At 48.3% G+C, this 20825-nt stretch carries 21 protein-coding genes; 13 read left to right on the forward strand and 8 right to left on the reverse strand.

Features of this window, described 5'->3' with window-relative positions:
• Window positions 1–30: 30 nt before the first annotated feature.
• Window positions 31–1935, reverse strand: a complete 1905-nt coding sequence (locus IT527_RS01335) for an ATP-binding protein (RefSeq protein ID WP_292965440.1) — start codon at window positions 1933–1935, stop codon at window positions 31–33.
• 164 nt (window positions 1936–2099) lie between these two features.
• On the opposite strand from IT527_RS01335, the gene IT527_RS01340 reads away from it, so the two are divergent.
• Entirely contained in the window at window positions 2100–4943 is a 2844-nt protein-coding gene (locus IT527_RS01340; protein ID WP_292965443.1) for an autotransporter domain-containing protein, read from the forward strand.
• A 156-nt stretch (window positions 4944–5099) separates the two neighbouring features.
• Here the strand turns inward: IT527_RS01340 and murU are convergent, their stop codons facing one another.
• Window positions 5100–5825: an N-acetylmuramate alpha-1-phosphate uridylyltransferase MurU gene (murU, locus tag IT527_RS01345; protein WP_292965446.1), complete on the reverse strand. Its 726-nt coding sequence runs from the start codon at window positions 5823–5825 to the stop codon at window positions 5100–5102.
• Window positions 5826–5850: 25 nt separating this feature from the next.
• Entirely contained in the window at window positions 5851–6849 is a 999-nt protein-coding gene (locus IT527_RS01350) for a phosphotransferase (RefSeq protein WP_292965449.1), read from the reverse strand.
• 163 nt (window positions 6850–7012) lie between these two features.
• On the opposite strand from IT527_RS01350, the gene IT527_RS01355 reads away from it, so the two are divergent.
• Both IT527_RS01355 and IT527_RS01360 read left to right on the forward strand, forming a co-directional pair.
• Complete coding sequence (locus tag IT527_RS01355; RefSeq protein WP_292965452.1) at window positions 7013–7309, forward strand: accessory factor UbiK family protein; 297 nt, start codon at window positions 7013–7015, stop codon at window positions 7307–7309.
• A 76-nt stretch (window positions 7310–7385) separates the two neighbouring features.
• The gene (locus IT527_RS01360; RefSeq protein WP_292965455.1) at window positions 7386–8888 is read left to right on the forward strand and encodes a YifB family Mg chelatase-like AAA ATPase; all 1503 of its coding nucleotides are present in this window, start codon (window positions 7386–7388) and stop codon (window positions 8886–8888) included.
• 7 nt (window positions 8889–8895) lie between these two features.
• Here the strand turns inward: IT527_RS01360 and dnaB are convergent, their stop codons facing one another.
• The 5 genes from dnaB to rpsF form a co-directional block, all read right to left on the reverse strand.
• Window positions 8896–10293: a replicative DNA helicase gene (dnaB, locus tag IT527_RS01365; RefSeq protein WP_292965458.1), complete on the reverse strand. Its 1398-nt coding sequence runs from the start codon at window positions 10291–10293 to the stop codon at window positions 8896–8898.
• Window positions 10294–10400: 107 nt separating this feature from the next.
• Window positions 10401–10856, reverse strand: coding sequence for a 50S ribosomal protein L9 (gene rplI, locus IT527_RS01370; RefSeq protein WP_292965461.1), 456 nt, complete (start codon window positions 10854–10856; stop codon window positions 10401–10403).
• An 18-nt stretch (window positions 10857–10874) separates the two neighbouring features.
• Window positions 10875–11117: a 30S ribosomal protein S18 gene (gene rpsR, locus IT527_RS01375; protein ID WP_292965665.1), complete on the reverse strand. Its 243-nt coding sequence runs from the start codon at window positions 11115–11117 to the stop codon at window positions 10875–10877.
• 79 nt (window positions 11118–11196) lie between these two features.
• Window positions 11197–11493, reverse strand: a complete 297-nt coding sequence (gene priB / locus IT527_RS01380) for a primosomal replication protein N (protein WP_292965464.1) — start codon at window positions 11491–11493, stop codon at window positions 11197–11199.
• Between the two features lie 11 nt (window positions 11494–11504).
• Complete coding sequence (gene rpsF, locus IT527_RS01385) at window positions 11505–11945, reverse strand: 30S ribosomal protein S6 (RefSeq protein ID WP_292965466.1); 441 nt, start codon at window positions 11943–11945, stop codon at window positions 11505–11507.
• 373 nt (window positions 11946–12318) lie between these two features.
• On the opposite strand from rpsF, the gene IT527_RS01390 reads away from it, so the two are divergent.
• The 10 genes from IT527_RS01390 (at window position 12319) to glmU (ending at window position 20791) form a co-directional block, all read left to right on the forward strand.
• Window positions 12319–12696 carry an ATP synthase subunit I gene (locus IT527_RS01390; RefSeq protein ID WP_292965468.1) on the forward strand — a complete coding sequence of 126 codons (378 nt, stop codon included), beginning with the start codon at window positions 12319–12321 and terminating at the stop codon, window positions 12694–12696.
• Between the two features lie 35 nt (window positions 12697–12731).
• Window positions 12732–13541, forward strand: a complete 810-nt coding sequence (gene atpB, locus IT527_RS01395; protein ID WP_292965470.1) for a F0F1 ATP synthase subunit A — start codon at window positions 12732–12734, stop codon at window positions 13539–13541.
• A gap of 41 nt (window positions 13542–13582) precedes the next feature.
• Window positions 13583–13855, forward strand: a complete 273-nt coding sequence (gene atpE, locus IT527_RS01400; protein WP_011110846.1) for a F0F1 ATP synthase subunit C — start codon at window positions 13583–13585, stop codon at window positions 13853–13855.
• Window positions 13856–13897: 42 nt separating this feature from the next.
• Window positions 13898–14371 carry a F0F1 ATP synthase subunit B gene (locus tag IT527_RS01405; protein WP_292965479.1) on the forward strand — a complete coding sequence of 158 codons (474 nt, stop codon included), beginning with the start codon at window positions 13898–13900 and terminating at the stop codon, window positions 14369–14371.
• Window positions 14372–14908 (forward strand): F0F1 ATP synthase subunit delta, encoded by a 537-nt coding sequence (locus IT527_RS01410; protein ID WP_292965482.1) that lies wholly within the window; start codon window positions 14372–14374, stop codon window positions 14906–14908. It abuts the gene before it with no gap.
• A 12-nt stretch (window positions 14909–14920) separates the two neighbouring features.
• The gene (gene atpA / locus IT527_RS01415) at window positions 14921–16462 is read left to right on the forward strand and encodes a F0F1 ATP synthase subunit alpha (protein WP_292965485.1); all 1542 of its coding nucleotides are present in this window, start codon (window positions 14921–14923) and stop codon (window positions 16460–16462) included.
• A 3-nt stretch (window positions 16463–16465) separates the two neighbouring features.
• Complete coding sequence (gene atpG, locus IT527_RS01420) at window positions 16466–17353, forward strand: F0F1 ATP synthase subunit gamma (RefSeq protein ID WP_292965488.1); 888 nt, start codon at window positions 16466–16468, stop codon at window positions 17351–17353.
• A 30-nt stretch (window positions 17354–17383) separates the two neighbouring features.
• Entirely contained in the window at window positions 17384–18766 is a 1383-nt protein-coding gene (atpD, locus tag IT527_RS01425) for a F0F1 ATP synthase subunit beta (RefSeq protein ID WP_292965491.1), read from the forward strand.
• Window positions 18767–18794: 28 nt separating this feature from the next.
• Window positions 18795–19217: a F0F1 ATP synthase subunit epsilon gene (locus tag IT527_RS01430; RefSeq protein WP_292965494.1), complete on the forward strand. Its 423-nt coding sequence runs from the start codon at window positions 18795–18797 to the stop codon at window positions 19215–19217.
• Window positions 19218–19414: 197 nt separating this feature from the next.
• Window positions 19415–20791, forward strand: coding sequence for a bifunctional UDP-N-acetylglucosamine diphosphorylase/glucosamine-1-phosphate N-acetyltransferase GlmU (glmU, locus tag IT527_RS01435; RefSeq protein ID WP_292965668.1), 1377 nt, complete (start codon window positions 19415–19417; stop codon window positions 20789–20791).
• The last annotated feature ends 34 nt before the right edge of the window (window positions 20792–20825 follow it).

Genomic DNA, 20825 nt, shown 5'->3' on the forward strand with positions numbered 1-20825 from the left:
TGTTCCTGCGACAGTTCAATATAACGAGAACTAACCAGCTTCAGGTTTCAGTGGAAGCCAGATAGTAAAAATTACCGCTTCTTCCTGTGGCGCATATTTAATCCTTCCTTGCATTAACTCCAGTAAGCCCCTGACCAGAAACAAGCCCAGGCCTGATCCCGGCAAGCGGCGGGCATGGGCGCTGCGGTAATACTTTTCGAATAACTGGTTTGCATCCGGCAGACCGGCTGTGCCAGCCATGTTGGTGACCCTCCAGCAAATTCCGGCAGCGCTGCTGGTTGCTGGCGATTGCAGTGACACGACGACCCGACTGTGCGGCGGGCTGTACTTGCAGGCGTTATCCAATAAATTGCTCAGAACAATGGTGAGCATCTGGGCATCGGTATGCAGCAGTGGCATATTTTCCGACGCTTCGATATCCACCTTGTTCGGCTCGCGGCACGCCTGTATACATGATTGTGTCAGTTCCAGGAGGTCGATCGGTTGCACGACAGGTTGCAGTCGCTGATCGCCAAGCTGACTTGTATGCACACAGCGCTCGATGACCTGGTTCATGTCGGTGATCGCTCGTTCCAGATTGTCTCGCTTGCGGGGCAGAAGACCAGCCTCCAGCCACATCCGCAGACTGGCGAGCGGGTTTTTTATTTCGTGCACCAGCATGGTGAACAACTTGCCCTGATCTTCCCGCTGGAGCCTTTCTATCTCTGCCTGCTTCCGGGTGAGCAGCAGTTCCATTGCGGTTTGCCGTTGCATGTGTTTTAAGGCGCTGGCTCGGAATTGCAGGATGATAAACATGATCCCCCCATCCATCACGATATGCGCCAACTGCCCCACCATGACAATTGCACTTCCTGGCAGCAGGTTAAAGTGGATAGCCGAAGGTAGCGCATTAAGTGAACAGTAAATGAGAAGGTAAACCAGCAGGAATTGCCAGGGTATTGCAGGATGTGCTTCGCTGTTAGCAGAGGAAATAATGCCCCCCAATAGCAGAATCGCGACAATGGGGATAAATAAGTTGGCAATGTGCAATGATTCTCGCGTCATTCCCGCCAATTGCATGAGAGGCAGCAGCCACAGAAAAACGGCAATCCCGGATAAACTCGTTAAGCACAGGCGATGCACCTGGTATTCCCGCAACAGGATGGACATAAACCACGCGGTGGCACCGATGGTCCATGGTACTGAACATGACGCGATTGCCGTCAGGAGTCCCGGCGGCAGCCAGGAGCCAATCATGCACCGGGCGAATCCCAAAATGAAGAATGCCCACAGGGCGGCCACAGCTTGCTTGAACACGAAAGCGCCTATCACGATTTCTCGTGTCTGCCACCATTGCGCCAATGCCCAAAGCGCAAAAATGATTGATAGTGCAAACAGGAAACCCAACGGCCATTCCTGCTGGTAGATGTGCTGCTGCGCCTGCCTGTAAGGCAGCACGGTAAGCTGTACCGTACGTGTGCTCGTTGTTTCCAGCTTCAGGTAAATTTCCCGCTCATAGGGAAGGGCTGGAATCTGGAAGGTGAACGCCAGGGAGACAAGCGCATCATCTGTCGGCGGGATCGCATCTCCTGAATGCAGCTCCAGGCCGGCAGCCGGGTCATAGAGCGTCAGACGGTCCAGATACGCGGGGCGCACCTGCACAATCCAGGGATTCGTGGCGCCAGCTTCTGCCGCTTTCAAACGCAGCCGGATCCAGATCGGCTCCGGGCCAAACCCAAAGCTTTTCCAGCCCGAGAAAAGTTGCCAGCTTTGTTGCTGCCGGACATCCTCGAAGCTGGCCCGGCCACTCCTGTCCATCCACGAGGCCTCTTCCAGGATCAGCCCCTCGTCCGCCGGCGAAGCGAGGAGGCTGCGTGCGCAACCCGGCGTCATCAATAGCGTTGCAATTATCAGTACCACCCAGTGACGACGCAGGAAGAAAAATGATATTTGCATGAAGAGGAGCGCCTTGTATCTTGTTCAACTTATATTACACCTGCTTTGCGGTGCTTCGTGTTGGAATTGGTTAGCTATGCAAATATGAAAAATTTATAGTCACGCATGTTGTGGCCGGCAATGCCATTTGCATTGCCCCTGTACTGGAAAAAAGGATAAAAGACATGAAGCGTACTTTCTCTTTAGTATGGTTTCCGGCGTGTGAGGGTTTTGTTGTTGCCTCCAAAAATGCGAAGGACAGGGGTAAAAAGGAAAAAACAGCCCGGACGCTATACATTTCAGCAAGCCTTGCGCTGAGCGCCACGCTAATGCCAGTGCTGGCTCTGGCGGATGTCTCGAACTGGGCAACTTGGACGTTGCCAAATACCTATCCTTATACCACCTCACGAGTCGGCTCTGATCCCAACTACCAGGATAGTGGCTATGCGGCTGGGGCTGTGGGTTCTGTAATCAACCCGCAGGGTGGCACTGTAAATCTGACACTGTCCGGTGAGGTAAATAGCAATTCTCAGAAAGCCTACAATGGCTATTATGGGTTTTCATATGTTGAAGGAGGGGTTTCAAGCTCGACGGCATTTATAACAGCCACTTCGCCTACCTCGCCAGTTGGTGCCGACTACCTGGTGCAGACCGGCTACACCACATCGCAATATAAAGCGCACACTCTGGCTTTTAGTCAAAGCGTTTCCAATGCCGTGATGGCGTTGAGTTCGCTGGGCAGTCCCCCAGTTGCAAGCACGCTAACCTTCAGTCAGCCTTTTGTCATATTAAGTGGTAACGGCAATGTAACCTCTGGCGGCCACTCACTTTTTTCCAGCGGGGGAGATGCCTCCAGTGGGTACACGCTCACCGGTTGGGAAGGTAGCGGCGTCATTCAGTTTCTGGGGACTTATTCAAGTATCAGTTGGAACGTTTCTGCACCTGAGTATTACAGTTTCTATAACTTCGCCTTAACTACTGCGTCCAATCTTTCGGCCAGCGATCCATCGATAACGCCTTACATTTTCCCCAGCGGCACGCTTCCGCCCATTTTCTCCACTACGCCGGACATTGTCAGTGGCAATAACGGTCAGACTGGCTACAACACGCTCACAACAGTAAACAGCGGGAATTACAACCTGCGCTTTGATGGCGGCACTCTGGTGGCCGATAGCGGTACCAGCACAAGCCCGACTGCCACGAATGCAAACTTCACGATTGTTTCCGGGGCTAACAAGGCCTTCATCGATCAAAGCGGCCACTATGCGGTATTTGCCGGCACGATCTCCGATGATGTAGCCAATAGTCCCGGCCGCCTGATCATCGAGAACGGTAATGGCTCGATGACAACGGGCAAGATCACGCTGACCAATATCAACAACAGCTATTCGGGCGGCACCGAAGTACGCGCGGGCGCGACCTTGAGCATTGCTGATCCGCGCGTGCTCGGCTCCGGTGGAATCGACCTGATCGGCTCGATCACAATGCCGTCGACGCTGGAAACCACTGCCACCATGACCCTCAGTGCGCCGATTACCGTGTCCGGTGACCCGGTATTCAATGTGGCGCCGGGGACTGTGCTTACGGTCAGCAGTCCGATTGCGGACGGTGCTTCGGCGGGCGATGTGGTGGTCGCTGACGGTGGTACGCTGAACCTGACCGCCGCTAACACCTACACGGGCGCGACCACGATCGATGCCGGTTCGACACTGATGCTAACCGGCAACAGCGCGTCGATTTCCACCTCATCTGCCGTGACGAACAGCGGTACGTTAGATCTGAGAAATGCCGATGCGACGACAGTGACCTTGGGGGGAACCTATACCCAAGGTGCTGCCGGTACGCTGCGGATGGTTGCATCGGCGCCAGGCTCGTTCCAGAAAATGATTGTTGCCGGTAGTGCAACGCTGGGAGGAACGCTGGAAATGACAGCAGCTAACGGTACCTATGCCGTCGGACGCTATACGCTGATTGATGCAGCGGGTGGTCGCTCAGGTACGTTCTCAAACTTCAGCAGCAACCTGGCCAGCGTGACGCCTCTGGGGTTCATGCTTGGCTACGATGTAAATCAGGTTTATCTCTATCTGACGCCGGGTGTCGACGATACGCTGCAACAGATCAATCAGAATGCCAGCGGGCTGCGTTCGCTGATTAATGCCCAAAGTGCTGTGTTGCAAGCGGGACTTACGTATGACTGTACAGTCTTCAACAAAAACAATATTTGCGTAAGTGCAGGCGGACGTTATACCTATTTGGGCGAGGATGCTGCTTCGAATTGGGGCGGTCTGCTGATCATAGGCTATCGTCCGACAAGCAATACCCGTATCGGCGTATTCGCCGATAAATCCATGGACATTAACGGGCCAGCGGGCATCAGGCAAAGCAAAAATATGCCCACCATGGGTCTCTTTGGTAACTGGGCACTCAATCAGGATGGTACTGGCGTGAATGTTCATGCTTCGGCAGTATTTTCATCGAGTGATCTGACAATCACCCGTACTGCGTCGATGACAACAGAGGAGGGGAAAGGAAAAAGTTCATTTGACGGTCAGGCTTACGAGTTACGAGCCAACTACGTTAAGCCGCTGACTAATACCCTGACCGCTATTCCCTATATCGGATTGCGCTATACCCGCCTTAATAACGATGCATATACAGAAACAGCCGGTTCTCAGGTAATTTGGCCGATCAGTTACAGCGAAATGGCTCAACGGACTTTCTCGGCAGTCGCCGGGGCTGATTTCCTGCTCGCTCTGGCTGACAAACTGACTGGCGTTGCGGGTCTTGGTATGCAGCAGAATCTAAGCTACAAAATGGATGCTTATTCCGGCTCATCCGGCATTCCGGGTTTGTCGAGCTTTAGTGTTTCCATGACCGGCAAAACCGCAACACGGGGAACTGCAAATGCGGGCTTGTTTTATAGCGTGAGCCCAACTGAACGTTTGGCTGTGAATGCACTATGGCAACAACTTCCTTCGTATCACAAGGGAGCAATCTCGGTGATGGCGACTTGGACGATGGGGTTCTAAGCCAGGCGAACAGCTAAAATCTCACCCGGATAGTATTTATACGACTTACCACCGTAGCGCCCGAGTCAGGCAATTCCGACTACGAGCAGATGACGCTGAATACCAGTGGCATTGATCGTTAAAATCCGATACAGGTTATACGGATAACATGAGGTGTTACGGCACAAGAGGATATCTGAGCTGATTGTCGAGCTGGTACAGACGTTCCGGGGTACCAATGTCCATCCATATTCCTGCGTAATGCGAGCCGGTGACTTTTCCGGCTGCAATCGCCTGGTGCAGCAGGGGGGCGAGTTTTACGGCTTGATTGGGGGGTACATTTTCAAAAAGTGCCGGGTGATAAACGCCGATACCGCTGAAAGTCAGTTTCCGGCAGCCGGTACTGGCTGATTGGGCTGATTCAGTGAGTTTGCCGGTATTACTGTTCAGGAAAAAATCACCATCCGGGTGATGTGGCGGGTTGTCCACCAGAATCAGGTGAGCCAGTGCTTGCCCGGGGTTCGATTGCATCTGCTGCAGAATGGGTTGCAAGGTGGATAAATCCATATTACAGAAAATGTCGGCATTGATAACGGCGAATGGTTGTGTTCGGCTGGAATCAGTAAGTAACGGCAGTGCGTTGGCAATGCCGCCTGCCGTTTCCAGTACGAGATGTTCTGGTGAGTAATGAATATGGATGCCGTAACGGCTGCCATTCTGCAGCGCAGCTTCAATCATGCCGCCAAGGTAGGCATGATTGATGGTGACATCAGTAAAGCCGGCAGGTGCCAGTTTTTGCAGGTGGTGTTCGATCAGCATCTTGCCACCAGCCTGCAGGAGTGGTTTGGGGCAGGTATCGGTGAGCGGTTTCATGCGTTCTCCTTTGCCGGCTGCCAGAATCATGACCTTGAACATCGTGTATTTTTAGTCAGAAGGTATAGCCGGTTGCAGGTGTTTTGTTTTCCAGCTGATCCAGTAACTGGCTGAGTGGATGCAGCTCATGGTAGCGCTCGCAGGTTTTGCGCAGGTAGTGCATGACGGCAGGCATATCTTGCAGATAAGCGGATTTGTGATCGCGATAGTAAAGCCGGGCAAAGATGCCCAGTACTTTGAGATGACGCTGTACGCCCATCCATTCAAAATCCCGGTAAAAAGCGGAGAAATCGGTTGTTACCGGCAGACCGGCGCGGCGCGCTTTTTCCCAGTAGCGAATCGTCCAGTCCAGCACCTGTGCTTCTTCCCATTGAATGTAGGCATCCTTGAGCAGGGAAACCAGATCATAGGTGATGGGGCCGAGGACAGCATCCTGAAAATCAATGATGCCCGGATTGGGTGACGTTACCATCAGGTTGCGGCTGTGGTAATCGCGATGCACGAATACCTGCGGTTGCGCGAGGTTGTTATCGAGAATCCGGTCAAAAACGGTTTTGAGTACGTTTTTTTGATCATTATCGGGCACAAGACATAAATGGTGCGTCATGTACCAGTCGGGAAAAAGTGCCAGCTCGCGGGACAGCAGTACCCGGTCGTATTCGGGGAATACATCCTTTTCGCTGGTGTACTGGATTTTGATCAGGACATCAATGGCATCCAGGTAAAGCTGACTGGCATTCTCCGATCCGGCAGTCAGTGCCTGCAGATAAGTGGTGGTTCCCAGATCAGACAGCAGCAAAAAACCCTGATTCAGATCTTGTGCAACGATGTCTGGTACATGAACAGATGCCTTTGCAAATACGCTGGCAGCGTGCAGAAAAGGCTGGCAATCTTCCTGCTGCGGGGGGGCATCCATCGCGATCAGCGTTCTCTCGGGGAGTACTACGCGAAAATAACGGCGAAAACTGGCATCGGCTGAAGCCGGTGACAAAGTGAAGGGTTGTTCAGGGTAAATAGTGTGTAGCCAGTGTTCCAGAAGTTGCAGACGATCCATTGAGACTGATTGGTTGAAGGTAAATTAAGGGATGGAAGTGCAGCTTTATACCGCCTGGCAGTTGAGGCGGAGGCTGCTGATTTGTGTTTGCCTGTTGGCTGAAAATGTGAGATTTTATCCCGGAAGCCAATAACAAAACTTTGAAATTTAATGGAGAGAAGAAATGCTGAATAAGAATGTGCTGGATGAAATCGGCAGCAAGGTGAATGAAATTCTGGCCAGCAGTCCGGCCAGAGATGTTGAAAAAAATATGCGTGCCATGTTGTCTGGCGCTTTATCCCGGCTGGATCTGGTGACGCGCGAGGAGTTCGACGTACAGCAGGAGGTGATCAAGCGTACACGTATCAAACTGGCCGAGCTGGAAGAGAAGGTACACAAACTGGAACAGCAGTTACAGCAGCCTGCAGAAATAATTTCATCAAATGAAGCTGGTGGCAGCGGTTGTGGATCACAACAGTAATGGAAATGGCCGGCACCGGTTGTATAAGGTACTGATGAATAATATCGGTATTTTGTTTGTGTGACCTATCCCCCCCATGTCACTGGCCATTTTGTACAGCCGTGCGTTATGTGGCATGGATGCGCCTCTGGTTACCGTTGAGGTTCATCTTTCCAACGGCTTGCCAAAATTTACCATTGTTGGTCTCCCTGAAACGGAAGTCCGGGAGAGTAAGGACAGGGTACATGCCGCTATCCTGAACGGGCGTTTCAAGTTTCCTGCGCGGCGGATTACTGTCAATCTTGCTCCGGCGGATTTGCCCAAGGAAAGCGGGCGTTTCGATTTGCCGATTGCTTTGGGCATACTGGCGGCCAGCGGGCAGATTCCTGCAGATAGGCTGAGCCAGTATGAATGGGCGGGAGAGTTGTCACTCGACGGCAAGCTGCGCCCGATTCGCGGTGCGCTGGCGATGACTTACAATGCTGCCCGTTCCGGCCGAAGTTTTGTTCTGCCTGAGCAGAATGCCGGTGAAGCTGCACTGGTGCAGGATGCCAGGATTTATCCAGCCACATCGCTACTGCAGTTGTGTGCCTGTCTGACGGGTCAGGAAGCATGGGTACCTTATCGCGCAGAACCGGTCACGAATGAGGTAAAAGAGCGTTATCCGGATATGGGAGAGGTCAAAGGCCAGATGCAGGCAAAGCGCGCACTGGAAATTGCAGCAGCAGGTGGTCACAGCGTGCTGCTGATCGGCCCGCCTGGTACCGGAAAATCCATGCTGGCGCGACGTTTGCCAGGAATTCTGCCGCCGATGACGGGTCAGGAAGCACTTGAATCGGCAGCCATTCAATCTTTGGGGAATGGAAAGTTCAATCTCGCTGACTGGAAGCGTCGCCCTTTTCGGGCACCCCATCATACGGCTTCTGCTGTGGCATTAGTTGGCGGGGGTGGTATTCCGCGCCCGGGTGAGATTTCACTGGCGATGCACGGTATTTTGTTTCTCGATGAACTTCCGGAATTTGATCGGCGAGTTCTGGAGGTGCTGCGTGAACCGCTCGAATCCGGCCATATTACTATTTCACGTGCCACACAACGTGCGGATTTTCCTGCCCGATTTCAGCTTGTTGCTGCAATGAATCCCTGCCCCTGCGGCTATCTTGGGCATTATGAGGGGAAATGTCGTTGTACACCGGATCAGGTGGCGCGTTATCGCGGTAAATTATCCGGCCCTCTGCTGGACCGTATCGATATTCAGATCGAAGTTCCTGCCTTGCCGAAAGAAGATTTGCTGCGCCCGGGGTCCGGGGAATCGAGCGCGGTTATCCGGGCAAGGACAGCGGCTGCCCGGCAGCTTCAGCTGAATCGTCAAGATGTTTCCAATGCAGAGCTGGGTGTGCCGGAGATGGAAAAATTTTGTGTGCTGGATATTGAAGGAAAGCGCATGCTGGAGCGAGCCATGACCCATCTCAATATTTCAGCACGGGCGTATCACAGGATACTGAGGCTGGCTCGAACGATTGCGGATTTGTCAGCAAGCGAGGCTGTTCTCGGGAAGCATGTGGCAGAGGCTATTCAGTATCGTCGTATGGGGATAAGTTGATTTTGAATTAATAATAATCACCAGTGCGGGCGCAGTTCTCGAATCGTGTAAATTCCCCCAGAAAAGTGAGATCGACCTTGCCGATCGGCCCGTTACGCTGTTTGCCTATGATAATTTCCGCGATCCCTTTATCCGGAGTATCCGGGTTGTAAACTTCATCACGATAAATAAACAGGATGACATCGGCGTCCTGTTCGATGGCACCAGATTCACGTAAATCGGACATAATCGGGCGTTTATTGGGGCGTTGTTCAAGACCGCGATTTAACTGTGATAAAGCGATAACGGGTACCTGCAATTCTTTTGCCAGCGCTTTCAGCGAGCGTGAGATTTCGGAAATTTCTGCTGCGCGGTTTTCACTATTGGGTGAAGTGGATGACATGAGCTGCAGGTAGTCGATAATAATGAGTCCCAGCCCATTATGCTGCCGGTACAGACGTCGGGCACGGGCACGCAGCTCCAGGGAATTTAATCCTGCGCTTTCATCAATAAAAATAGGGGCATCATTCAATTTTCCCAGCGCATGAGTGAGTCTTGGCCAGTCATCATCAGACAACTGGCCTGTACGCATTTTGTGCTGATCCAGTCGGCCGATAGATCCCAGCATACGCATGGCAAGCTGTGTGCCACCCATTTCCATGCTGAATACAGCCACTGGTTTGTTGGTTTCCAGTGCGACATGCTCTCCAATGTTGAGGGAAAAAGCAGTTTTCCCCATTGAAGGTCGTCCGGCAACGATGATCAGATCTCCAGGCTGGAAACCGGAGGTTTTTTGATCAAGATCACTGAAGCCCGAAGGAATGCCGGTAATATCACTGGGGTTGCTTCGGTTATAGAGCATTTCGATCCGTTCCACTACCTGTTTTAGTAGTGGCTGAATGTCGACAAACCCTTGTTTGCCATGCGCACTCTGTTCTGCGATTTCAAATATTTTGCTTTCTGCTTCATCCAGCAGATCACTTGCTGAGCGGCCTGCCGGGTTATAGGTCGAATCGGTTATTTGTGTGCTGATTTGTGCCAGCTTGCGCATGATTGAACGTTCTCGAACAATTTCCGCATAGCGGCGAATATTGGCCGCGGATGGCGTATTCTGTGCGATAGCACCGATATAGGTTAATCCTCCTGCGTGTGGCAGTTGAGCAGAATTTTCAAGAGATTCAGCAATGGTAATGACATCTGCCGGTTTATTCTGCTCGATAAGCCGGGAGATATGCTGGTAAATAAGCTGGTGATCCTGGCGATAAAAATCACGCTCGATGAGGATGTCTGCCACTTTATCCCATGCCTGGTTATCCAGCATCAGGCCGCCGAGGACGGATTGTTCGGCTTCGATGGAGTGAGGTGGCAACTTATAGATGCTATCTTCAGGAATGTTTTGGGTAAAGCCGGTGGTAGACTGGTTCATGGGAATTGATAAAAACTGAGAGCAGGACCGGGATAGTAACACTTTGATGCGGAAACAAAAAAAGGACCGGAAAACAGTCCTTTCTTTGTATGATTTTCGGGGGAAAATCAGGCGACGGTTTCACCCAGTACTGAAACGGTGATTTGTGCTGATACTTCGCTATGAAGCGCAACTGTCACGGTGTAATCGCCCACCTGCTTGATTTGCCCCTCCGGCATGCGAATCGCGGCTTTATCAACCGAAAAATCCTGCTTACGTAATTCTTCAGCAATATTTGCGTTGGTAACCGAGCCGAAAAGTTTACCGTCAACACCTGATTTTTGAGAAATCTGGATAAGTAAACCTTCCAGTTTGGTGGCCTGTGCACTTGCAGCTGCCAAAATTTCAGCCTGTTTTTTCTCCAGTTCTACACGCTGAGCTTCAAATTCAGCAATGACCCTCTCGGTTGCTCTTCTGGCTTTTCCTTGTGGGATCAGATAGTTACGGGCATAACCAGGTTTGACGTTTACAATGCTGCCGAGTGAACCCAGCTTGGCGATTTTTTCCAACAAAATTATTTGCATGTCGTTTCTCCCGGGTGCTTAGTGCTGATCGGTATAAGGTAATAGTGCGAGGAAGCGTGCCCGCTCGATAGCTACGTTTAATTGGCGCTGATAAAACGAGCGTGTGCCGGTTATCCGGGCTGGAATGATCCGGCCATTTTCGCTAATGAAATCCTTTAGTAAATCAACATCTTTGTAATCGATTTCTTTAATCCCTTCAGCAGTAAACCGGCAGAATTTTTTACGTTTGAAAAGAGGTCGGTTTGCTATCCGGTCTTTCATTCTTTTTTTATCGGCATCCTTGTTTCTTGAGAATCTCATATTGTTTCTCCATTAAAAACGCATGTTTGATATTTTATTTTCAGATGATCCTGACGTCGCACACATGTAAAACAAGCTGATTGCCCAGGCGATGCTTTTTAGCAATAAAACCCGTAATCTCAATGTTCCTGTCAAGACCCGCACATATAACTTTTTCTGCCATTTTGGCCATGGCAATTACTTCAATCGCTAGCTCAATACTGCGTTGAGCACCGGCTTCTTGCTGGTCTGACTGGTGATTCAGCTTGAATTCGACCACCATAATGCCGGCAGGCGTATAACGAGGCGAAATCAGGTCAGTGATGACCCCACCAACAGTTATCTGATTTCTGAACATAAACAGCTGAATCAGGGCTGAGTAGCGCCTGTTTCAGCTGTCTGATTGCCTTCGGCAGTAAAGTCTGCTGATTTTGCTCCGGGTGCGGTGTTTTCGCTATCGTCATCTGAACCGGAATAAGATGGTTTGGACTTGCCTTCCTGCATCATGGGAGAAGGGGTCGTTACCGGTGCATTCATGCGTATAACAAGGTGACGAAGGATGGCGTCATTAAATTTAAAGTTGTGTTCAAGTTCGCTCAGAGTTTCCTGATCACATTCAATATTCATGAGCACGTAGTGTGCCTTATGCAGTTTTTGTATGGGATAGGTTAACTGTCGGCGTCCCCAGTCTTCCAGTCTATGAATTTTTCCGGATTTTCCAGTGATTGTGTTGCTGTAACGTTCAGTCATTGCGGAGACCTGCTCGCTTTGATCCGGGTGGACAATGAATATAATTTCGTAATGCCTCATGGTTTCCTTATGGGTAAAGCCTTCTTGCCACGCCGATATGTGGCAAGTAAGACAAGGGTTAACTGAATATGTCGCCTGATGGCGGCTACAGATAAAACAATGACGGTTTATCAACTTTTTAAAACCGTTTGGCAATTTTACTGAATTGGTGGATAAACTACAAAAAATTAAATTGTTTAATTTTTTCTGGGGGGCTAAAAACAGCTTGTGGGATAAAGTAAAGATGTCAGTTCACTCAACGTCCCGATAACCCGGGCCGTAAAGCAGCAAGTCAAAGATGGTGTCGCCCGTTTGCGTTGACGAAGCCGGGTGATCAGGGTAGAATCGCGCCACTTTTTGTTGGGCGTGCATTATTTGTTACCCGTTAACGTTGATGTTATCGATTAAAAGCAGGCCGTTAAGGGTTGTCATTTTTTGGCAGCTAATGTTTTCATTGCTGGCTGCGATTGTGTGTGGTTTGCATTCGGGAGTGGATGCGGCTATCTCCGGGTTTCTTGGGGCGATCATCAGTGTAATTGCGGGGGGTGCGTACGCAATTTTAATATCAAGGCACAGTGGATATTCGGCGAGTGGGGTTTTACGTACCGCGTTGCGTGCGGAGGCCACAAAGATAGTTGTTATCGTGATGGCGCTTTGGGCTGTGTTTGTGATGTTTAAGGGCCTTCATCCTGTTATGTTTATTGGATCGTTTGTTGTGGCTGTATTGATATCAAGCATGGCGTTGTTCGTGCCTGAGAAAACAGATAAATAAAGCAATTATTCTGATCAAGTTTATAAGGTAAGTAAATGTCTTCAGAAGCTGAGTTAAATCCGACAACATATATACAGCACCATCTGACGAATCACACAATCAGTATTGGCGATGGTTCGTTCTGGGTGTTGCATACCGATACATTGATCACGTCATTGCTGCTTGGAGTGGTCAGTCTGGGTTTGATCTGGATGGTTGTCAGGAAGGCCACTTCCGGGGTCCCCAGCAAGACGCAGGCGTTTGTTGAGTTGTTAATCGAATTTATTGATGATCAGGTAAAGACAACATTTCATGGAGATCGCCACGCGTTTGTGGCGCCTGCAGCTTTAACCATATTTGTCTGGGTTTTCCTGTTAAATGCCATGGATTTTCTGCCTATCGACATTATGGCATGGGTTTATGAGCATGTTTTTGGGCTCCATAACTGGAGGAGTGTACCAACCGCTGATGTCAACACAACCTTTGCGTTGGCATTAGCTATCTGGATACTGACCATCTATTTTGCTATCAAGGTTAAAGGATTTGGGGGATGGGTTACAGAGCTGGTGTGTACTCCATTTGGTAAAAATCCATTGTTATGGCCTTTTAATCTGTTGCTTAATCTGATTGAGTATATTTCGAAGCCGTTATCGCATTCATTGCGGTTGTTTGGAAACATGTATGCGGGTGAAATTATTTTTATGCTGCTGGGGATGTGGGCGGCAACGGGTGTAACCGGTACAATTTTTGGTGCGATACTTGGCGCAGGTTGGGCGATATTTCACATACTGATTGTAATTCTGCAGGCATTTATTTTTATGATGTTGGCAGTGGTTTATCTTTCAATGGCTCACGAGTCGCATTGATCAATAAGATTTTGTTATTAACTTGAACTAGAGGAAAAAATATGGAAAACGCTCAATTTCTTGCAATGATTCAGGCGTATACGGGAATCGGTATCGGACTGATGATTGGTCTGGGTGCTGCGGGCGCTTGTATCGGTGTGGGAGTGATGTGTGGCAGGTTTCTGGAAGGCGCTGCACGTCAGCCTGAAATGATCCCGACTCTGCAGGGCAAGGTATTTTTGCTTCTGGGATTGACCGATGCTTCATTCATTATTGCCGTGGGTTTGGCGATGTTGTTCGCGTTTGGTAATCCACTCTTGGCTGTTATTCAGTAAGTAGTCCGTCAAATTTGTTACCGAGGTGAATAAAGGGCTGTTATGAATATAAATTTCACGTTGGTCTCGCAAGCAATAGCCTTTTCCCTGTTTATATGGTTTACCGCCAGGTTTGTATGGCCGTATCTGCTGCGTGCGATTGAGGAGCGCCAGCAGAAAATAGCAGATGGCTTGGCGGCAGGTGAGCGTGGTAAAAAAGAATTGGAGCTTGCCAGTCAGCGTTCATCGGAAGTGCTGAAAGAAGCTAAGCAACGTGCGAGTGAGATCATTATTCAGGCGGAGAAAAGAGCTTCAGATATTATAGAAGAAGCCAAGCAGAATGCCCGGATTGAAGGAGAAAAGATTATAGCAGGAGCCAAGGCGGAAATTCAGCATGAAACCTTCAGTGCACGTGAGTCTTTACGTCAGCAGGTGGCGGGACTGGCAGTGCAGGGTGCGTCAAAGATTCTCCGTCGGGAAGTAAATGCCAAGGTTCATGCAGATTTGCTGGCATCAATAGAGGCTGAGTTAAAATAAATGGCTGAAGCGATAACAATTGCGCGACCATACGCAGAAGCAGTTTTCAAGCTTGCCAGGGAAAGTGGGTCTCTGTTTTCCTGGTCGGAGACGCTTGATACTGTTAATTCGATCGTTCAGGAACCTCAGATAAAAGGGCTGATTAATAACCCGCAGATTTCAGCAGCTAAGTTATGTGAGATTATTTTGAGCGTGGGTAGCAAAAAGATAAGTGATGATGGCAAACGGTTGGTATCGTTACTAATCGACAATCGGCGGTTGCTCGTGTTGCCACAAATTTGTGATCTGTTTGAGCAATTTAAAGCGCAGCATGAGGGGGTGTTAGAGGCTGAAATAGAATCGGCATTTCCTCTTGACTCTGATCAGGTGGCAAAACTTGTTTCAATTCTTGAGGCAAAATTTCAGCGTAAGGTAAAAGCTGATATCAGCGTTAAGAGTGAACTCATCGGTGGTATCAGAGTAAAAATTGGCGATCAGATAATCGATAGTTCTGTACACGGAAAGCTGGAAGCCATGGCGACGGCACTCAAAAGCTAGGAGTTATAAAAAATGCAGTTAAATCCATCAGAAATCAGTGAATTAATCAAAAACAAGATTGAGGGGCTTTCCGTAACTTCGGAATTTAAAACGCAGGGGACGGTTGTGTCGCTGACAGATGGTATTGTTCGCGTGCATGGTCTTTCTGATGTAATGCAGGGGGAGATGCTCGAGTTTCCAGGTGGTACATTTGGCTTGGCGCTTAACTTGGAGCGTGACTCGGTGGGTGCAGTTATCCTGGGGGCATATGAGCATTTGAAGGAAGGCGATATTGTCAAGTGTACCGGTAGGATTCTGGAGGTTCCGGTAGGTGAGGCGTTATTAGGCCGCGTTGTTAACGCTTTAGGGCAGCCTATAGATGGAAAAGGTCCGATAGCGGCACAGGGAAGAGAGCCTATTGAAAAAATTGCTCCTGGTGTGGTGTGGCGTAAATCTGTAGATCAGCCTATGCAAACCGGTTTGAAGTCAGTTGACTCTATGGTGCCAGTTGGAAGAGGTCAGCGGGAGCTGATAATCGGTGACCGTCAAACAGGTAAAACGGCTGTGGCGATTGATGCAATCATCAATCAGAAGGGTGAGGATGTAATTTGTATTTATGTGGCGATAGGGCAGAAGGCATCATCAATCGCAAACGTTGTAAGAAAATTGGAAGAAGTAGGCGCAATGGCTTACACAATCGTGGTGGTGGCTTCTGCTTCAGAGTCAGCTGCAATGCAATATATTGCACCTTACTCTGGTTGTACCATGGGGGAGTATTTCCGTGATAAAGGTCAGGATGCTTTGATTGTTTATGATGATTTAACCAAGCAGGCGTGGGCGTATCGCCAAATTTCTTTGTTATTACGTCGTCCACCTGGTCGCGAAGCCTATCCAGGAGATGTTTTTTATCTGCATTCGCGTTTATTGGAAAGAGCGGCAAGGGTTAATGCTGATTATGTTGAGAAAGCGACTGGTGGAAAAGTAAAAGGTAAAACAGGTTCTCTTACCGCATTGCCCATTATTGAGACTCAAGCTGGTGACGTGACGGCATTTGTCCCAACCAATGTGATTTCAATTACAGATGGCCAGATATTTCTTGAGTCTGATTTGTTTAATGCGGGGATACGTCCGGCTATCAATGCTGGTATCTCTGTCTCAAGGGTAGGCGGTGCAGCTCAAACTAAAGTAATCAAGAAACTAGGTGGCGGTATTCGTTTGGCTTTAGCCCAATACCGTGAGCTTGCAGCTTTTGCTCAGTTTGCTTCGGATCTTGATGAGGCGACACGTAAACAGCTGGAACGTGGAAAAATGGCAACTGAGTTAATGAAGCAATCTCAGTATGCTACGTTGAAAATTGCTGAGATGGCATTAACGCTGTTTGCCTTGAACAAGGGCTATTTTGATGATGTGGATATAAAGCGTGCTCTGGCTTTTGAAGCAGCGTTAAAGAGCCATGTGCGTAGCCATCATGGCGCAATACTGGAAAAGATTGAAGCAAGTAAAGAGCTTGATGCTGAAACAGAAAAAGTATTAGAAGCAGCTATCCAGGAATTTAAGCAAAACGGGACCTATTAATCCATGGCAAGCGGCAGAGAGATACGTAACAAAATCAAAAGTGTAAAAAATACACAAAAGATTACACGTGCTATGGAGATGGTTGCTGCTTCTAAAATGAGGAAGGCACAGGACCGTATGAAAAAGGCGCGTCCTTATGGAGAGAAGATACGCAATGTTGCAGCGCACATGAGTAATGCAAGTGTTGAGTATCGCCATCCTTTTCTGATAAGCCGTGATTCTGTTAATAAGATAGGTATTATCGTTATTACCTCAGATAAAGGTTTGTGTGGCGGGCTCAATACGAATGTATTACGTAAGGCACTTAATGAAATTCGATCTTGGGAATCTAAAGATCAACAAGTAGAGGCTTGTTGCATAGGAAACAAAGGCCTTGGTTTCATGAGTCGCTTGAGTGGTGTGCAGGTTATTTCTCAAGTTACAGGGTTGGGTGATTCACCCAATATGGAAAGACTGATCGGTGCAGTCAAAATAGTTTTAGACGCGTATACAGAAGGTCAATTAGATAAGGTATATATTTTTTATAACCAGTTTGTTAATACTATGAAACAAACACCGGTTATGGAGCAGCTGCTGCCTTTGACTGACGAGCGTATTAATAGTAAAGAGAATGAAGCTAAATCTGCTCGTGCGCCTTGGGATTATATTTATGAACCGGAAGCAAGGCCTGTTATTGATGACATTATGGTTCGATATATAGAGGCCTTGGTGTATCAGGCGGTTACTGAAAATATGGCATCGGAGCAGTCTGCAAGAATGGTTGCAATGAAAGCGGCATCGGATAATGCAGGCAACTTGATTGATGAGTTGACGCTTATTTATAACAAATCACGTCAGGCAGCGATTACCAAGGAACTGTCGGAAATTGTGGGTGGTGCTGCTGCTGTTTAAGTATTATAAATTCGTATTTAGGGAAAAGTGATGAGCCATCAAGGAAAGATCGTTCAGTGCATTGGTGCTGTAATTGACGTTGAGTTTGCGCCAGAGGAAATACCAAAGGTATATGACGCTTTGGTAATGGAAGGATCAGAATTAACACTTGAAGTACAGCAGCAGCTTGGGGACGGAGTCGTCAGGACTATTGCTCTGGGGTCATCAGATGGTCTGCGGCGCGGGGTGATGGTTACCAATACGCAAAAACAAATCTCGGTTCCGGTTGGTACCAAAACACTTGGACGAATCATGGATGTTCTGGGCAGGCCCATTGATGAAATGGGAGAGATTGGAGCTGATACTTTAATGCCTATCCATAGAGCAGCACCGGCTTTTGATGAGTTATCAGCGTCAACAGAGTTACTGGAAACCGGGATTAAGGTTATTGACTTGATTTGCCCCTTTGCAAAAGGTGGAAAAATCGGTCTTTTCGGTGGTGCGGGTGTCGGTAAAACAGTAAATATGATGGAACTTATCCGTAACATTGCAATTGAGCATAGCGGATATTCAGTATTTGCAGGTGTGGGTGAAAGAACACGTGAAGGTAATGATTTTTATCATGAAATGAAGGATTCTAACGTGTTGGATAAGGTGGCTCTGGTTTATGGTCAGATGAATGAGCCACCGGGCAACCGTTTACGTGTTGCGCTTACCGGGTTGACGATGGCTGAATCTTTTCGTGATGAAGGTAGGGATGTCCTTTTCTTTGTAGATAATATTTATCGTTATACTTTGGCAGGTACCGAGGTTTCTGCATTGCTGGGGCGTATGCCATCGGCGGTGGGGTATCAGCCAACGCTTGCAGAAGAAATGGGTCGACTGCAGGAAAGAATTACTTCTTCCAAGGCAGGGTCGATTACATCGATTCAGGCCGTTTACGTTCCTGCGGATGATTTGACTGATCCATCTCCTGCAACAACTTTTGGTCACTTGGATGCTACTGTTGTACTTTCAAGAGATATTGCTTCACTGGGAATTTATCCGGCTGTTGATCCGCTTGATTCAACTTCGCGGCAATTGGATCCATTGATTGTTGGCGAGGATCATTACAATACTGCACGTGAGGTTCAGCAAACATTGCAGCGATACAAAGAATTACGTGACATTATTGCGATTCTGGGGATGGATGAACTTTCACCGGAAGATAAGTTATCGGTTAGTCGTGCACGTAAGATACAAAGATTTCTTTCTCAACCATTTTTTGTTGCTGAAGTATTTACCGGGTCACCGGGTAAGTATGTTTCACTGAAAGAAACAATCAAGGGGTTCAAAGGGATTGTTAATGGCGAGTATGATGATATTCCCGAGCAGGCTTTCTATATGGTAGGTGGTATTGAGGAAGTACTTGAGAAAGCTAAATCATTACAGTAAAAACAGCCAGCTAACTGATAGGTAGTCAATGGGTACAATATTTCACTTGGATATAGTGAGTGCGGAGGAATCTATTTATTCCGGACCTGCTGAGTTTATAGTTGCGCCAGCGATGATGGGGGAGGTGGGTATTTTCCCCCAGCACACTCCCATGCTGACGCGAATAAAATCAGGTGTTGTTAAAGTTAAGGCTCCACTACAGGATGATGAAGAAATTTATGTTTCGGGTGGCATGCTTGAGGTGCAACCTGACGTTGTGACAATTCTGGCGGATACGGCTGTTCGTGGTAAGGATTTGGATGAAGCCAAAGCCCTGGAGGTTAAGAAGCAGGCTGAGGAAATTATGAAGAATAAAATTTCTGAAGTTGAGTATGCACGTGCCCAAGCTGAGTTAATTGAGGCAGTGGCACAGCTGGCAGCTATTCAGAAATTGAGAAAAAGAGGTCATTAAAGCTCCGGTTGATGTGATTGCATATAGTTAAAAAGGGCGATTCTAATCGCCCTTTTTTTATAATAAGGGTATTTTCCTACTTTGCTCCCCTGCTTTCGTCAATTACTTTTTTGTACACTAACGCTATATTTTCTATCGCACGATATGGTGTTTGTATTTCCGGTGGTAAGGTAAATTTTGTAGAGGATGAATGGCGCGTGTTACACGTTGATGTTGTGATACTGGCAGCTGGAATGGGTAAACGGATGAATTCGTCTTTACCCAAGGTGTTGCATCCTTTGGCGGGAAAGCCAATTTTGTTGCATGTTCTTGATGCGACTTATGCGCTGTCTCCTGAAAAGATATGTGTTATTTTTGGGTATGGTGGTGAACTGGTTCATCAAACTGTCGGCGATCGGCCAGATTTGATCTGGGTGAAGCAAGAGCAGCAACTTGGAACGGGTCATGCTGTAAAACAGGCACTACCTCATCTCGCTGACAAAGGTGTCACACTGGTTTTGTTTGGTGATGTGCCACTGGTGAGAAGCGATACACTTAAAACTCTGATAGAGAAGGTGCGTGAAGATAGTCTCGCATTGCTGACCGTTGAATTAGACGATCCGACCGGCTATGGTCGAATTGTGCGTGATCCTGTATCGAACTGCGTTCGGGCAATTGTAGAGGAAAAGGATGCTTCGCCGTCGCAGAAAAAAATTCGTGAAATTAACACGGGCATTATGGTTCTTCCGAACCGCTATCTAAGTGACTGGCTTGATAAGTTGGGTAATACCAATACACAAGGTGAGTATTATTTAACTGATGTTATCGCTATGGCCGTAGAGGCTGGAATTCAGATTGAAACTGCTAACCCGGCTTCTGAATGGGAGGTGGTCGGGGTAAACGACAAGGCCCAGCTCGCAGTCCTGGAACGTGCTTTTCAGCAGAATATCGCACGTAAACTGATGGAGCAAGGAGTAATGTTTGCGGATCCGTCACGTTTTGATGTACGTGGTCAGCTCATATGCGGGAATGATGTTGAAATTGACGTTAATTGCATCTTTGAAGGTGACGTACGCTTGGGAGATGGTGTGAAAATTCATGCCAATTGTGTGCTCCGAAATGTAACTGTCTCAGATGGGTCAGTGATCCACCCTTTTAGCCTGATTGAAGATGCTGCACTGGGGAAAAATTGTCGAATCGGCCCGTTTGCCCGTATTCGCCCGGGCACACAGCTTGATGATGCCGTACATGTGGGAAATTTTGTGGAAATTAAAAATAGTTATATCGCTTCTGAAAGCAAGGTTAATCATCTGAGCTATATTGGCGATACTGAAATGGGCAGGCAGGTTAATATCGGTGCAGGTACGATTACCTGTAATTATGATGGAGCCTTTAAGCACAGGACTATTATTGAAGATGATGTGTTTATTGGTTCTGATACACAGTTGATTGCACCAGTAACAATAACTAAAGGATCGACGGTTGGTGCCGGCTCCACAATTACACGCGATACACCGGAGGGGCAGCTCACATTATCTCGAACTAAACAAATGAGTATTGCCAACTGGAAGCGGCCGGAAAAAACCAGGGGCTGAAGCTGTTTGAATAATTGGACTTAAGTAGAGGTTA

The organism is Nitrosomonas sp., from assembly GCF_020852615.1.
GTDB lineage: Bacteria > Pseudomonadota > Gammaproteobacteria > Burkholderiales > Nitrosomonadaceae > Nitrosomonas.

Excerpts from the sequence above, each read along its gene's own strand:
- atpB (WP_292965470.1), top strand. The coding sequence starts at position 12,732 with ATGTCTTCAGAAGCTGAGTTAAATCCGACAACATATATACAGCACCAT.
- IT527_RS01360 (WP_292965455.1), top strand. The coding sequence starts at position 7,386 with ATGTCACTGGCCATTTTGTACAGCCGTGCGTTATGTGGCATGGATGCG.
- IT527_RS01410 (WP_292965482.1), top strand. The coding sequence starts at position 14,372 with ATGGCTGAAGCGATAACAATTGCGCGACCATACGCAGAAGCAGTTTTC.
- atpG (WP_292965488.1), top strand. The coding sequence starts at position 16,466 with ATGGCAAGCGGCAGAGAGATACGTAACAAAATCAAAAGTGTAAAAAAT.
- murU (WP_292965446.1), bottom strand. The coding sequence starts at position 5,825 with ATGATTCTGGCAGCCGGCAAAGGAGAACGCATGAAACCGCTCACCGAT.
- IT527_RS01430 (WP_292965494.1), top strand. The coding sequence starts at position 18,795 with ATGGGTACAATATTTCACTTGGATATAGTGAGTGCGGAGGAATCTATT.
- rpsF (WP_292965466.1), bottom strand. The coding sequence starts at position 11,945 with ATGAGGCATTACGAAATTATATTCATTGTCCACCCGGATCAAAGCGAG.
- IT527_RS01350 (WP_292965449.1), bottom strand. The coding sequence starts at position 6,849 with ATGGATCGTCTGCAACTTCTGGAACACTGGCTACACACTATTTACCCT.
- priB (WP_292965464.1), bottom strand. The coding sequence starts at position 11,493 with ATGTTCAGAAATCAGATAACTGTTGGTGGGGTCATCACTGACCTGATT.
- atpA (WP_292965485.1), top strand. The coding sequence starts at position 14,921 with ATGCAGTTAAATCCATCAGAAATCAGTGAATTAATCAAAAACAAGATT.
- IT527_RS01340 (WP_292965443.1), top strand. The coding sequence starts at position 2,100 with ATGAAGCGTACTTTCTCTTTAGTATGGTTTCCGGCGTGTGAGGGTTTT.
- atpD (WP_292965491.1), top strand. The coding sequence starts at position 17,384 with ATGAGCCATCAAGGAAAGATCGTTCAGTGCATTGGTGCTGTAATTGAC.
- rplI (WP_292965461.1), bottom strand. The coding sequence starts at position 10,856 with ATGCAAATAATTTTGTTGGAAAAAATCGCCAAGCTGGGTTCACTCGGC.
- rpsR (WP_292965665.1), bottom strand. The coding sequence starts at position 11,117 with ATGAAAGACCGGATAGCAAACCGACCTCTTTTCAAACGTAAAAAATTC.
- IT527_RS01355 (WP_292965452.1), top strand. The coding sequence starts at position 7,013 with ATGCTGAATAAGAATGTGCTGGATGAAATCGGCAGCAAGGTGAATGAA.
- IT527_RS01405 (WP_292965479.1), top strand. The coding sequence starts at position 13,898 with ATGAATATAAATTTCACGTTGGTCTCGCAAGCAATAGCCTTTTCCCTG.
- IT527_RS01335 (WP_292965440.1), bottom strand. The coding sequence starts at position 1,935 with ATGCAAATATCATTTTTCTTCCTGCGTCGTCACTGGGTGGTACTGATA.
- dnaB (WP_292965458.1), bottom strand. The coding sequence starts at position 10,293 with ATGAACCAGTCTACCACCGGCTTTACCCAAAACATTCCTGAAGATAGC.
- atpE (WP_011110846.1), top strand. The coding sequence starts at position 13,583 with ATGGAAAACGCTCAATTTCTTGCAATGATTCAGGCGTATACGGGAATC.
- IT527_RS01390 (WP_292965468.1), top strand. The coding sequence starts at position 12,319 with ATGTTATCGATTAAAAGCAGGCCGTTAAGGGTTGTCATTTTTTGGCAG.